General features: G+C 62.0%; 13 protein-coding genes. 10 read left to right on the forward strand and 3 right to left on the reverse strand.

Annotated features, from left to right (window positions below; genetic code table 11):
• Window positions 1–103: 103 nt before the first annotated feature.
• From HWX34_RS16285 to HWX34_RS16295, 3 genes are all read left to right on the forward strand, one after another.
• The gene (locus tag HWX34_RS16285) at window positions 104–1,558 is read left to right on the forward strand and encodes an APC family permease (RefSeq protein ID WP_178973230.1); all 1,455 of its coding nucleotides are present in this window, start codon (window positions 104–106) and stop codon (window positions 1,556–1,558) included.
• Window position 1,559: 1 nt separating this feature from the next.
• Window positions 1,560–1,751, forward strand: a complete 192-nt coding sequence (locus HWX34_RS16290; protein WP_178973231.1) for a hypothetical protein — start codon at window positions 1,560–1,562, stop codon at window positions 1,749–1,751.
• Window positions 1,752–1,897: 146 nt separating this feature from the next.
• Entirely contained in the window at window positions 1,898–3,310 is a 1,413-nt protein-coding gene (locus HWX34_RS16295) for an LLM class flavin-dependent oxidoreductase (RefSeq protein ID WP_178973232.1), read from the forward strand.
• A 115-nt stretch (window positions 3,311–3,425) separates the two neighbouring features.
• On the opposite strand, the gene HWX34_RS16300 is transcribed toward HWX34_RS16295, so the two are convergent.
• The 3 genes from HWX34_RS16300 to HWX34_RS16310 all read right to left on the reverse strand — a co-directional run bounded on the left by HWX34_RS16300 (window position 3,426) and on the right by HWX34_RS16310 (window position 6,858).
• Window positions 3,426–4,658, reverse strand: a complete 1,233-nt coding sequence (locus HWX34_RS16300; protein ID WP_178973233.1) for an acyl-CoA dehydrogenase family protein — start codon at window positions 4,656–4,658, stop codon at window positions 3,426–3,428.
• 59 nt (window positions 4,659–4,717) lie between these two features.
• Window positions 4,718–5,974, reverse strand: a complete 1,257-nt coding sequence (locus HWX34_RS16305) for an SfnB family sulfur acquisition oxidoreductase (protein ID WP_178973234.1) — start codon at window positions 5,972–5,974, stop codon at window positions 4,718–4,720.
• 155 nt (window positions 5,975–6,129) lie between these two features.
• Window positions 6,130–6,858 carry a GntR family transcriptional regulator gene (locus HWX34_RS16310; RefSeq protein ID WP_178973235.1) on the reverse strand — a complete coding sequence of 243 codons (729 nt, stop codon included), beginning with the start codon at window positions 6,856–6,858 and terminating at the stop codon, window positions 6,130–6,132.
• A 210-nt stretch (window positions 6,859–7,068) separates the two neighbouring features.
• Here HWX34_RS16310 and ssuD point away from each other — a divergent pair, with 210 nt between their 5' ends.
• From ssuD to HWX34_RS16345, 7 genes are read left to right on the forward strand one after another with little or no spacing between them, the layout of a single operon-like run.
• Window positions 7,069–8,220, forward strand: coding sequence for an FMNH2-dependent alkanesulfonate monooxygenase (gene ssuD / locus HWX34_RS16315; protein WP_178973236.1), 1,152 nt, complete (start codon window positions 7,069–7,071; stop codon window positions 8,218–8,220).
• Window positions 8,217–9,059, forward strand: coding sequence for an amidohydrolase family protein (locus HWX34_RS16320; protein WP_178973237.1), 843 nt, complete (start codon window positions 8,217–8,219; stop codon window positions 9,057–9,059). The genes ssuD and HWX34_RS16320 overlap by 4 nt, the downstream gene beginning before the upstream one ends.
• 37 nt (window positions 9,060–9,096) lie before the next feature.
• Complete coding sequence (locus tag HWX34_RS16325; RefSeq protein ID WP_178973238.1) at window positions 9,097–10,059, forward strand: sulfonate ABC transporter substrate-binding protein; 963 nt, start codon at window positions 9,097–9,099, stop codon at window positions 10,057–10,059.
• Between the two features lie 35 nt (window positions 10,060–10,094).
• A complete protein-coding gene (locus tag HWX34_RS16330) occupies window positions 10,095–10,307 on the forward strand; it encodes a hypothetical protein (protein ID WP_178973239.1) in 213 nt (70 codons plus the stop codon).
• Window positions 10,308–10,359: 52 nt separating this feature from the next.
• Window positions 10,360–10,950, forward strand: a complete 591-nt coding sequence (msuE, locus tag HWX34_RS16335) for an FMN reductase (RefSeq protein ID WP_178973240.1) — start codon at window positions 10,360–10,362, stop codon at window positions 10,948–10,950.
• A 54-nt stretch (window positions 10,951–11,004) separates the two neighbouring features.
• Window positions 11,005–12,108, forward strand: coding sequence for a dimethylsulfone monooxygenase SfnG (sfnG, locus tag HWX34_RS16340; RefSeq protein ID WP_178973241.1), 1,104 nt, complete (start codon window positions 11,005–11,007; stop codon window positions 12,106–12,108).
• Between the two features lie 14 nt (window positions 12,109–12,122).
• Entirely contained in the window at window positions 12,123–13,298 is a 1,176-nt protein-coding gene (locus HWX34_RS16345) for an AMP-binding protein (RefSeq protein WP_178973242.1), read from the forward strand.
• Window positions 13,299–13,307 lie beyond the last annotated feature (9 nt).

A 13,307-nucleotide genomic window follows, 5' to 3' on the forward strand; every position in this document is an offset into this window, starting at 1 on the left:
GCTGTTGACCGTGCCGCACCCTTGCTACATGGCGCTTTTGCGCCGGGGCAGGGTGACGGTGCCGGTGACTTGTCAGCCAACAACAACCATCAAGAGGTGTTTCATGATTCACTCCACCCAAGGCGAGGCGGTGCTGGACAGCCCGGCCGCCCAGATAGAAAGCCAGGCCGGTACGCTGCGGCGCAATTACCTGCGCCTGCCCGAACTGGTGGCGCAGTCCATCGGACTGGTCGGTGTGTCCGGCGGGGTAGGCATTCTGGTGCCGGCCGTATTTGCCACCGCCGGTAACGGCACCTGGCTGGCCTATGCCTTTGCCACCGTGGCGCTGCTGTTCTCGGCCTGGAGCATTACCCTGTTTGCCCGCAGCGCGGCATCACCCGGTGCGCTGTATGCCTATGCCTCGCAAGGCATCGGCCCCATCTGGGGGGTGATCTGCGGCTGGTCCTTGCTGATTGCCTATGCGGTGGGGGCCGCCGGCATCCTGCAAGGCACGGTCAATACCTTTCTGGTGCTGGGGCGCGAGCTGGGCCTGGTTGCCGCCCATCCGCCACTGGCGGTCAGCCTGCTGCTGACCGTGGTGCTGGCGCTGGCAGCCTGGGCCATTGCCTACCGCGACATCCGTCTGTCCACCCGCTTTACCCTGCTGGTGGAGCTGCTCACCATCCTGCTGATTGCGGTGGTGCTGATTACCTATCTGCTCAATGGCAGCAGCCATGTCGACCAGTCCCAGATCGCGCTGGAAGGGGTAAAGCCGGAGCAGCTGCGCCTGGGCATGGTACTGGCCTTCTTCAGCTTTACCGGCTTTGAAAGCGCCACCGTGCTGGGGGCCGAGGCGCAATCGCCGCTGAAGGCCATTCCGCGTGCGGTCATCATCAGTATTGTCGGCCCGGCCCTGCTGTTCATTCTGGCGTCCTATGCGCTGGTGGCGGCCTTCCATGGCCAGCATCCGGGGCTGGATCAGGCCGACGGCCCGCTGTCCATCCTGGCGCATCGCCTGGGCCTGGGTGGCTTTGGCCTGATCATCGATGCCGGGGTGGCGCTCAGCTTCTTCGCCGCTTTTTTCTCCTCCATCAATGCTGCCGCCCGCATTGTCTACACCTTTGCCCGTCAGGGGCTGCTGCATGCGTCCACCGGCAAGGCGCATGCCAGCAATGCCACGCCGCATATCGCCGTCACGCTGCTGGTGGTGCTGGCGCTGATCGTGGGACTGGTCTTTACCGCAAATGGCACGGCCTTGCTGGATTCTTATGGTTATCTCAGCTCGGTGGCTACTTATGGTTATCTGCTGGCCTATGTGTTGGTGGCGGTGGGTGCGCCCTTGTATCTGCGCCGTCAGGGCAAGCTCAAGCCGCAGCATGTGCTGATCAGCCTGGTGTCAGTGCTGCTGCTGGCCATCCCGCTGGTGGGCAGTGTTTATCCGCTGCCAACCGGCGTGTATGCCTGGCTGCCTTATGTGTTCCTGGCGCTGGTCGGGCTGGGGCTGGCCTGGTTTGTCGCGCTCAAGCTGCTGGCACCGGCGCGCTTGCGTGGCATCGAGGAAGAATTGCAGCAGGAGTGATATGCGCTGCGTCTGTGTTTTTTCAAATTTGAAAAACGGCTCGCTAGCGGGCCGTTTTTTACTGCCTGCTGCCAATGCCGCAGTTGCTGCTGCCGGCGTGCTGGCAGGGCAGCAGTTGCTTGTTTCCGTGGCTAGGCCAGTTAAAGTAAATCATCAACAAGTATCGGCAAGTTACTTTAATGGTATTTTTTAAGTAATTGAAAATAAACAGATAATAATAAAAATAAAATCATGATAAAAAGTGGATAGCTTAGCGGAAATGATGATGAATATTTCCCCTTGCCGGTATGAAAATTGCACTGTCATTCGGGTAATCATTCAACCCCGACAGGAACTGCAATGAGCAAGACCATTCGCTTCAACGCCTTTGAAATGAACTGCGTGGCACACCAGTCGCCCGGCCTGTGGACCCACCCGCGTGACCGCTCCTGGCAATACAAGGACCTGGAATACTGGACCGACCTGGGGCGCATTCTGGAGCGTGGTTTTTTTGATGCCGTGTTCATTGCCGATGTGATCGGCTATTACGACGTGTACCAGGGCAGCAATTACCACGCCATTCGCGAAGGGGCCCAACTGCCGGTCAACGACCCGCTGCAACTGGCCGCGCCAATTGCACTGACCACCAAGCACCTGGGCATTGGTGTCACCGCATCCACCTCCTTCGAACATCCATACCCGTTTGCCCGGCGACTGAGCACGCTGGACCACCACACCAAGGGCCGGGTGGGCTGGAATATTGTCACTTCCTATCTGGAAAGCGGTGCCAAGAACATCAGCCAGGGCGGTTTGCGCCGGCACGACAACCGTTACGACGTGGCGGACGAATACATCGAGGTGATCTACAAGCTGCTGGAAGGCAGCTGGGAAGAGGGGGCCGTGGTGCGTGACCGCGAACGCGGCATTTTCGCCCATCCGGAAAAAGTGCATGAAATCGGCCACAAGGGCAAATACTTCGAGGTGCCGGGCTATCACCTGAGCGAGCCTTCGCCGCAACGCACGCCGGTGCTGTTCCAGGCTGGCGCATCCGGCCGCGGCAAGGCCTTTGCCGCCCAGCATGCCGAGTGCGTGTTCGTGGCCGCGCCCACCAAGGACATCCTGCGCCGCTATGTGGACGATGTGCGCAGCCAGGCGGCAGCAGCGGGGCGCGACCCGCAGCAGATCAAGATATTCAATCTGGTGACGGTGATCGTGGACGAAACCGATGCCAAGGCCCAGGCCAAGTTTGCCGAATACCAGCGCTATGCCTCCTACGATGGCTCGCTGGTGTTCATGTCCGGCTGGACCGGTATCGACTTCGGCCAATACGCCCCCACCGAACTGGTACGCCATGTGGACACCAACGCCATCATCTCGGCGGTGGAGCATCTGTCCAGCGGCGGCAAAGCCTGGACCATAGACGAGCTGGCGCGCTTTGGCGGCATCGGCGGGCTGGGGCCGGTGTTTGTCGGCTCGGCCGCCACCGTGGCTGACATCCTGCAGGACTGGGTGGAAGCCACCGATACCGATGGTTTCAACCTGGCCTATGCCGTTGCCCATGAAACTTTCGAGGACGTGGTGGAGTACCTGGTGCCGGAATTGCAGCGCCGTGGCGTGTACCAGACGGAATACCTCCCGGGCACCCTGCGCGAAAAACTGTTTGGCGCAGGTCCCTTGCTGCCGGACAACCACCCGGCCGCGCAATACCGCGACATCGAAGCCTGGAAGCAAAAACATGCGTCGGCACCGGCAGCGGATTTGCAACCGGCTTGAAGGCTGGAGCTGGCACTCAACACCGCGCCCGTCATGGCGCGGTTTTTCTATGGGTCTTGGCCATGCAAAAGGCCCGCACGCGCGGGCCTTGTCGTTTTCCGCTTCGTAATACCAATCAGGCCTTGCCGCGGCCGATCTGCCAGACATAAGGCGGTTCGGTGCCGTTGATGGCCCAGTCACCGGCAATGCGCGCCTTGTAGATCAGCGGATTGTGCGATGCCACGGTGCGGGCATTGCGCCAGTGGCGATCCAGCAGCAGGTCGGCGCGGGCCGACGATGCGCCCAGGGCGTTGAACAGCTGGGTGGAGGCACGCAATACCAGTTCGGATACCACGATCTGCGCCTTGCCCGATTCCAGCTCGGCGTCGATATTGGCCTGGCGTTCGCGCGCGGCGTCGTTGCCAAAGCGGGCTTCATAAGCACGCTGGGCCGGGTGGGTGGCGCGAATGGCAGTGGCTTCGGCGGCATAGGCCAGGGCGGAGATTTCGCCCACCACCTGCTGGATCTGCGCATCCTGACTCACGCTGCTGGCATTGCCGGTGCTGAACACGCGCTTTCTGTCGCGCACATGCTGCGCCACATCGCGTTCCACTGCCTTGCCGATGCCGGCCAGCACCGCCAGCAATACCAGCTGGTAGAAGGCGGTCTGGTATTTGAAGCGGCTGGCAAAGTCGATCAGGTTTTCCGGTTCCACCGTCACGTTTTCAAACACGGAAGTGCCGCTGCCGGTGGTGCGCTGGCCAAAGCCGTCCCAGTCGTCGCTTTGTGTTACACCGGGGTCATTGGTGCGGATGGCGGCAATCACGTCCTGATTGGTGCCATCCACTTGGGCGTAAACGTCGATCCAGTCGGCAAAAATACTGCCGGTGCTGTAGAACTTGCGGCCATTGAGCAGTAGTTTGTCGCCCTGGCGGCTGACGCGGGTAATGACGTCGCCCACGGCCACTTCGCCGATTTCGGTCCAGGCATTGCCGACAATTTCACCGGCGACAAAGCGCTTGAACCACACTTCGCGTTCCGGGCTTGCCGGGGCATTCAGGCGGTCTTCGACAAAGGCGAAATGGCCGCGCAGCGCTTGCGGCAGGTTGGAGTCGGCGGTGGCCAGCTCCACCAGCAGCTGGAACAGCTGCGGCAGCGAAGCACCGGCCCCGCCATATTGCTTGGGCACGCGCACCGCGCCAAAACCGGCCTGTTTCAGCCAGTTGATGGGCTCATACGGCAGGCTGCGCTCGCGTTCGCGCTGCAGGGCGGTCTGGGCGATTTCGGCAAAGATGGGGCGAAAGCGCTGGGCCAGGGTTTCGTAGTCGGTGCCGGTGGACAGGTCGTCCGGCAGAGTGTGTTGGCTCATGGTTGTTTCCTGTTTGGCGATATGGTGAATACCGACAGTGCTGTACTGCCGGTGATGTTTTAGTTCCACGGATGGCGCGGCGGCGCAATGTGGTTCAGGTAGTAGTTGCCGATGTGGAAGTATTTCCAGCGCACCGGGTCGTGCAGGGTGTGCACGCGGGCATTGCGCCAGTGGCGGTCCAGGTTGTGGGCAATCAGGGTGGCGCGGGTGCCGGCCAGTTCAAACAGCTTGTTGCTGGCCTCGATGGCAATTTCGGTGGTCAGTACCTTGGCTTCGGCGGTGGCGACGGTGGCCAGTGCCACGCTGTTTTCATCCGGCTGGGCCAGGGCAGCGTCGATCAGGCGGCCGGCCTTTTCCAGCAGGGCTTCGGCCGCATGCAGGCGGATTTCCAGCAGGCCGATGGCGGAAACGGTAAACGGGTCATCGGCGGCCTTGTCCTTGCCGCTGTCCAGCCAAGGGCGGCTTTGCGAGCGGATGAACTCGATGGTGTCGGTCAGCGCGGCACGGGCAATACCGCCGTCAATGGCGGCCTGGATGATCTGCGACACCGGCCCGGCTACGGTGGGGGTGTCGAAGGCGGCAATCGGCAGCACGCGGCTGGCCGGTACGCGTACCTGTTCAATCTTCACGCCGCCGGAGGCAGTGGTGCGCTGGCCAAAGCTGGACCAGTTGTTGATCACGCTCAGCCCAGGGGTGTCGCGGTCGGCAAATACCAGTGCGCCTAGGCCGTCCTCACCCACGGCCACGATGGGCACGATGTGGGCCAGCAGTGCGCCGGTGGTGTAGAACTTCTCGCCATTTACCACTGCGGTGTCACCGTCAAGCTGGTAGCGGGTTTCAAACGCGGCCACCGTCTTGCTGTTGAGTTCGGAGAAGGCATTGCCAAAGCGGTAGCCCTGCAATACCAGGCCGAACAGTTCCTGCTTTTGTGCTTCGCTGCCATCCAGCGCGATATGCAGGTTGATGGCCAGATGGTTCTGGGTGATCTGGGCGATGCTGGAGTCGGCTTCGGCGATGATCTTGATCACCTCGGCCAGCGTGGCGTAGGACACGCCTGCGCCTCCATAGGCCTTGGGCACGTTGATGCCCCACAGGCCGCTTTGCGAGTAGGCGTCTACCTCGGCCAGCGGCAGCAGGCCCTCGCGGTCGCGCAGCGCGGCATCGTGGGCAAAGCGGATGGCCAGCTGACGCGCCACGGCGATGGCTTCGGCATCGTCGCGGATGATGTGCGTCGGGGTAGTGGGGCGCGGGCGGGTGGCGAAAGGCTCGGGAGAGTTGACACGAACAGCAGCTTGGTCGCTCAGGGAGGTCGTCATCGCGTTTCCTTGTGTAAGTCCGGGTATCCGGGGATGTCACAAGAATGGCAATAAGCGTGCCTGCGAAAATGCCTGGTTTTACGTCGAAAAAGGCGGCTTTTTGCTGTAAATCAGCACAACTGTGCTGGCTGGCTGCTGCCTGCGCAGCAGGGGGCTTAATTGCGCTCCACGCGCAACTGGTAGCGAAAGCGGTCGGCACGGTAGCGGATGAAGTCCAGCTCCAGCCCGGCACCATCGGCACCACGGGTCATGCGTTGCAGCGCCAGCAGAGGCGCTCCTGTGCTGACGTCCAGCAGCGCGGCTTCTTCTGCGCTGGCCAGCGTGGCTTCTATGCTGAGGTCGGCATGGCCCAGCGGCAGGCCGTAGTCGTTTTCCAGAATATGAAACACGTCGCGGCTGGCCAGGTCTTCACGCGCCAGCCGCAAGCCCAGCTCCTGAGTGAAATAACTGATGTCCAGCGACACCGGCAGATTGTCCAGATAACGCAGGCGGCGCAGCTCCACCATGAGCGTGCCCACGGCCACGCCAAAGGCCTGGGCCACGGTTTCGCTGGCGGGCAGGGTTTGCAGGCTCAGCACCCGGTTGCAGGCAGCATAGCCCTGGCTGTGCATGGCTTCGGCAAAGCCTTGCAGCCGGGTGAGGGTTTGCGCGGGTTTGCTCTTGGCTACATAGCAGCCCTTGCCGGCAATGCGGAAGATCATACCTTCCTGTTCCAGCGCGCCCAGCGCATGGCGCACGGTGATGCGGCTGACGCCAAAGCTTTCCATCAGCTGTTTTTCCGATGGTAGTTTGTCGTGCTGGCCGTAATGGCCGCTAAGAATCTGGCTGCGCAGGCTTTCGCGGATGCGGGCATGCAGGGCCTGTGGTGTGGCTAATGTGGTCATGGGCGGGCAGGGCTTGATTGGATTGCGCCGAGTATAAGCCCAAACACCGGGCAAGCTGTCATGACAGGTTATGACTTAAAGTGATTTGCTTTGCTGTTTTCCTTGGTTCGTGACGGGCAGGGCGCTGACTAGAATCGGCCCATCACCTTCATGCCACAGCCGCCAGAGCGGCGCTGCGGTGTCATGCAATCTGCCAGTAAAGGAAGCAGCATGAGTCTCGACATCTTCTGGTTTCTGCCGACCTCCGGCGATACCCGTTATCTGGGCCAGTCCGGTTCAGGCCGCGCCGTCAGCAACGAATACCTGCGGCAGATTGCCGTGGCGGCGGACAACCTGGGTTACGACGGCATTCTCATTCCCACTGGCAGCGGCTGCCTGGACCCGTGGGTGACAGCTTCCAGCCTGGTACCAGTCACCAGCCGCCTGAAACTGCTGGTGGCACTGCGCACCGCGCTGACCAAGCCCACCGCCGCCGCGCGGATGGCCGCCACGCTGGACCAGGCCAGCCATGGCCGCCTGCTGCTGAATGTGGTGGCTGGTGGCGATTCGGCCGAGCTGGCCGCCGACGGCATTTTCCTCGATCACGACCAGCGTTACGAGGAAGCCAGCGAATTCCTGCATATCTGGAAGCGCCTGCTGGCCGGGGAAACCGTCAGCTACGCCGGTAAATACCACACAGTGGAAAACGCGCAGAACTTCTTTGAGCCGGTGCAGAAACCGGCCCCGCCCTTGTACTTTGGCGGCTCGTCCAATGCCGCGCACGACCTGGCGGCCGAACATGTGGAAGCTTACCTCACCTGGGGTGAGCCACCGGCCGCCGTGGCCGAAAAAATTGCCGATGTGCGCGCCCGTGCCGCCAAACTGGGCCGTACCGTGCGCTTTGGTGTGCGCCTGCATGTGATTGTGCGCGAAACCACCGAGCAAGCCTGGGCGGCGGCCAACGCGCTGATCAGCCATCTGGATGACGAGGTGATTGCCAAGGTGCAGCAGCGTTTTGCTGCGATGGACTCCGAAGGCCAGCGCCGCATGGCCGCGCTGCACGGCGGCAAGCGCGATCAACTGGAAGTCAGCCCCAATCTGTGGGCCGGTGTCGGCCTGGTGCGTGGCGGTGCCGGTACTGCGCTGGTAGGCGATGCGCAAACCGTGGCGGCACGGCTGAAGGAATATGCCGATCTGGGCGTGGACAGCTTTGTTCTCTCCGGCTACCCGCATCTGGAAGAAGCCTACCGCTTTGCCGAACTGGTGTTCCCGCTGTTGCCGGGCAAACGCTGGGTGTATGGCGACGACCGGGTGCAGACCGGTGGCCCGTTTGATGCCAGCACCGTGGTGACGAAAACCGTGGCCGAAACGGAGGCCGCATGAAGGTGATCGACATGCGTTGCAGGCCCGCCTTCCTGCACGACTTTTTTGGTGCCTCACCCGGCACCCAGGCTTACCAAGCAGCGCGTTGGCTTAACCGCCGCGTGGGTTCGCGTGACGACCAGCACTTCGTCAACTCGCTGACCCAACAGGGTTTCCTGGATGAAGTAGCCCATGCCGGGCTGAGCCGCGCAGTGGTGGTGGGGCGGCATACGCCGGGCCAGCATCTGCCCAATGACACCATTCACCAGATCGTGCATGGCCACGACAGCCTGCTGGGCATTGCCGGGGTGGACCCGGCCTTGCAGGGTGAGCAAGCGGCGGTGGTCGAGGCCGAGCGCGCCATCAGGCAGTTGGGCCTGGCCGGTATTGATATCGAACCGGGCTTTGGCGTACCGGCGCGCCAGCCGGACGATGCGGTGTACTACCCCATCTATGAAACCTGCGCCGCGCTGGGCGTGCCAGTGTTTTTGATGTCCGGCCCCACCACGCCGGACCCGCGCTTCAACGACCCGGCCGGTGTGGCGCGGGTGGCGGCGGATTTTCCGCACTTGCCCATTGTTTGTTATCACGGCTACTGGCCGCGGGTGGCCGAGATTGTCGGCATTGCCTTCCGTCACGAAAACGTGCGGGTGGTACCGGACATGTACCAGTTCCTGCCCGGCAGCCAGCTGTATATCGAGGCGGCCAACGGCTTCATGGCCGACCAACTGCTGTTTGGCTCGTCCTATCCCTTCCGGCCGATAGGCCAGTCGATAGACGACCTGCACGGGCTGGGCCTGCGGCCTGATGTGCTGGACAAGGTGTTGTATGGCAATGCCGCCCAGCTGTTTGGCTTGTAAAACCAGAAACGCATACTGCAAACAACAAGGAATCGTGATGCAACACTTCAAGCCCACCCGTCGTCGTGTATTGGGCCTGCTGGCCGCTGCCGGCCTCGCGCTGTCATCACTGTCGGCCACTGCGCTGGCCGCTGGCAGCGACACACTGAATATCGGTTATCAGAAATACGGCTCGCTGGTGCTGCTGAAGGCGCAGGGCACGCTGGAAAAACGCCTGGCCCCGCTGGGCGTCAAGGTGAAATGGGCGGAATTCCCCGGCGGCCCGCAACTCCTTGAAGCGCTGAACGTGGGCAGCGTGGACCTGGGCACCACCGGTGAAACCCCGCCCATCTTTGCCCAGGCAGCCGGTGCCGACCTGTTGTATCTGGCCAATGAACCGGCTGCGCCGGAAGGTGAGGCCATTGTGGTGGGCAAGGATTCGCCCATCCGCAGCGTAAAGGACCTCAAAGGCAAGCGCGTGGCGCTGAACAAGGGCTCCAATGTGCATTACCTGCTGGTACGCGCACTGGAAAAAGCCGGGCTGAAATACGAGGACATCACCCCGGTTTTCCTCAATCCGGCTGATGGCCGTGCCGCCTTCCAGCAGGGCAGCGTGGATGCCTGGGTGATCTGGGACCCCTTCCTGGCCGCGGCCGAGAAGCAACTGAATGCCCGTCAGCTGGCGGACGGCAAGGGCATCGTCAACAACACCCAGTTCTACCTGGCACGCAAGCCTTATGTGGCCAGCAATCCCAAGGTGATCAAGGTGGTGCTGGAAGAACTGCAACGGCTGGATGCCTGGGGCAAGAGTCATATTCCGGAAGTCTCTGCCGAGCTGTCCGGCCAGATCGGCCTGGACAAGGACATTGTGCAGGTGGCTGCCAAGCGCTCCGGCTATGGCGTCAAGCTGCTGAATGGCAAGGTAGTGGCCGAGCAGCAGCGCATTGCCGATACCTTCTTCAAGCTGAAGCTGATTCCAAAGCCGCTGGTGGTGAAGGACATCGTGTGGGATGGCAAATAAGCTGAAACAAGCCTAGCCAGACAACTGTCTTTGTCATGAAAAGCACACCCACCGGGTGTGCTTTTTTGTATTGGAAGTGTGCTTTTGGGCCTTGGGGATTATGCTTTCTGCATATCAGCAATCCTGCTTTGTTTTGCATGGTTTGGCAGCTGCTGCCCAGGCAGCAGCCGGTCAGCATGCTGGTGCGGCAGCAGCAGTTGCCGTTCATGGTTAAGTTTATGCAAGTAATTGATTATAAAGAAAAATAAAGCTGGCACGTTTGCTGCTATGTATCAGGAGAACCCTGATGATGGAGCAAGCATGAGCCACTCTTTTAATGTTGTCGCCGTCTCCGGCAGCCTGCAGCGTCCCTCGCGCACCCTGGCCTTGGTGCAGGCCGTGCTGGCGGAATTGTCCGGTCATTTGCCCGTTGAGGCCCGCGTGATTGAACTGGGCGACCTGGCCCCGCACTACGGTGGCGTCACCCGTCCGGCAGACTTGCCCGACACCGTACGCGAGGCTATTCAGGCGGTGGAGCAGGCTGATTTGCTGATTGTTGCCAGCCCGGTCTATCGCGCCAGCTACACCGGTCTGTTCAAGCATTTCTTTGACTTCGTGCATCACGAAGCCCTGTTCGACCTGCCGGTATTGCTGGCTGCCACCGGTGGCAGCGAGCGCCATGCGCTGGTGATCGAACATCAGCTGCGCCCCTTGTTCAGCTTCTTCCAGGCACAAACCCTGCCTGTGGGGGTGTATGCCGCCGAGGCCGACTTCAGCGACTACCAGGTCAGCGATAGCGCCTTGCAGGCCCGCATCCGCCTGGCGGTAGAGCGCGCCTTGCCGCTGATCAGCCACCGCCAGCCGGTGATTGCCAGCGCGCAGTCCGCCAGCACGACATCTTCCCTGGCCTGAATCAAAACTGCATTGCCCTCTTGACCATTACCTGCATCTACACGGAGAAATCACATGAGCCAAGCACAAAACGCCATCAAGTTTGCCTACTGGGTACCCAATGTCAGCGGTGGCCTGGTGGTCAGCAAGATCGAACAGCGCACCAGCTGGGATATCGACTACAACCGCAAACTGGCGCAAATCGCAGAGAAGGCCGGTTTTGAATACGCGCTGTCGCAAATCCGCTTTACTGCCGGTTATGGCGCGGAATACCAGCACGAGTCGGTTTCCTTCAGCCATGCGCTGCTGGCCGCCACCGAAAAACTGCGCGTGATTGCTGCCATTCTGCCCGGTCCGTGGACCCCGGCAGTGCTGGCCAAGCAGATTGCCACCATCGACCACCTCACCGGTGGCCGCGTGGCGGTCAATATTGTTTCCGGCTGGTTCCAGGGCGAATTCACCGCCATTGGCGAACCGTGGCTGGAGCATGACGAACGCTATCGCCGTTCGGAAGAATTCATCCGCGTGCTCAAGGGCATCTGGACCCAGGACAACTTCAGCTTCAAGGGCGACTTCTACCGCTTCAGCGACTACACCCTGAAGCCGAAGCCGCTACAACAGCCGCACCCGGAAATCTTCCAGGGTGGCAGCTCGCGCGCCGCCCGTGACATGGCTTCGCGCGTGTCCGACTGGTACTTCACCAACGGCAATACGGTAGAGGGCATCAAGGCGCAGGTGGATGACGTGCGCGCCAAGGCCGCGGCCAACGGCCATCAGGTCAAGATTGGCGTCAACGCCTTCATCATTGCCCGCGATACCGAAGAAGAAGCCCGCGCCGTACTGGCCGAGATTCTCGACAAGGCCGACCCGGAAGCAGTCAACGCCTTTGGCGATGCGGTGAAGCAGGCCGGTCAGGCCAGCCCGGAAGGCGAGGGCAACTGGGCCAAATCCACCTTCGAAGACCTGGTGCAGTACAACGACGGCTTCAAGACCAATCTGATCGGCACCCCGCAGCAGATTGCCGAACGTATCGTCGCCCTGAAGGCCGTGGGGGTGGACCTGGTGCTGAGTGGCTTCTTGCACTTCCAGGAAGAAGTGGCTTACTTCGGCGAAAAAGTGCTGCCGCTGGTGCGTGAGCTGGAAGCGCGCGCCAAAGCGCACGAAGCCGTGGCCGCCTGACAGGAGCAAGGGTGATGAAGCGACATCAGGAAGCGCCGCAGCAAGACCATGCCAGCCTGCCGGACTGGCTGGCATGGCAGGCTGACCAACAGCCACAGGCCATTGCCCTGCGCCACAAGCGGCTGGGCATCTGGCAGCAATGGCGCTGGGCCGAGCTACAGCAGCAAGTGGCTGCGCTGGCCACCGGTCTGGCTGCGCATGGCTTTGCGGCCGGGCACAGCCTGGTGTTGCTCAGTCATCCGCGTTCCGAAGTGCTGCTGCTGAGCCTGGCGGCGCAGTGGCTGGGCGGTGAGGCGGTAGCGCTGGACCTGCAACAGCCGGTGCGTGACTTGCAGGCCATCCTGCTGCATGTACAGCCGCGCTGGCTGCTGGTGGAGGATGCCGAGGCGCTCAACAGCCTGCCACGTGACTTGCCTGCCCCCGCGCTATTGCTCTACGCCGAAGGGCGTGGCTTGCAGCAGCGGGTAGGCCCGGGCTGGCTGGCGGTTGCGCAGTTGCAGCAAGAGGGAGCCGCGCTGCCCGTGCCAGCAGTACGCGCCAGCAATAGCGCCGTGGCCTTCCGCTTCTGGCGGGTGGATGGCCGGGGCGAGCTGCAACAGCAGGCCTTGCAGCATGGCCATTTGCTGCAGGCAGGCAGCCAGCTGTTACAGGCAGAAGGCCTGAGCGCCAATGAAGACGCGCTGGCCTCGCGTGCCTTTGCCAGCTCCGCCCAGGTGCGCTACTTGCTGGCTCCGTGGCTGCAAGCAGGTTTCCGGCTGAATTTTCCGGAAAACCTGGCCACCCGCGACAACGACCGCCGCGAGCTGGGGCCCACCCTGGTGGCCGGTACGCGGGAAACCTATAGCCGGCTGGAACAACTGGCACGCAGCCGTCTGCCACCTACCGGCAGCTGGCAACGTGCGCTGGTGGACCGGGTGCTGCAACCTGGTGCCGGGCGCTTCTGGCGCTGGGCCGGGTATTACAGCGTGATTCGCCCGCTGCGTGACGTGCTGGGTTTCAGCCGTACCCGGGTGCCGCTGCTATTGGGTGCGCCGCTGGCGGAAAACACCCGTCACTTTTTTGCCGTGCTGGGCGTGGAAGTGCGCAACTGGCCGGATAACGCCGAGTGGCAGCAACGGCCTTTGCAAGCCGAAGCGGAAAGCGGCACGCGTCAATGGCTGCCTTCCGGTACGCCACCGCTGCGAGCCTGAATCAATCAA

This window comes from Aquitalea sp. LB_tupeE (assembly GCF_013391415.1).
Taxonomy (GTDB): domain Bacteria; phylum Pseudomonadota; class Gammaproteobacteria; order Burkholderiales; family Chromobacteriaceae; genus Aquitalea.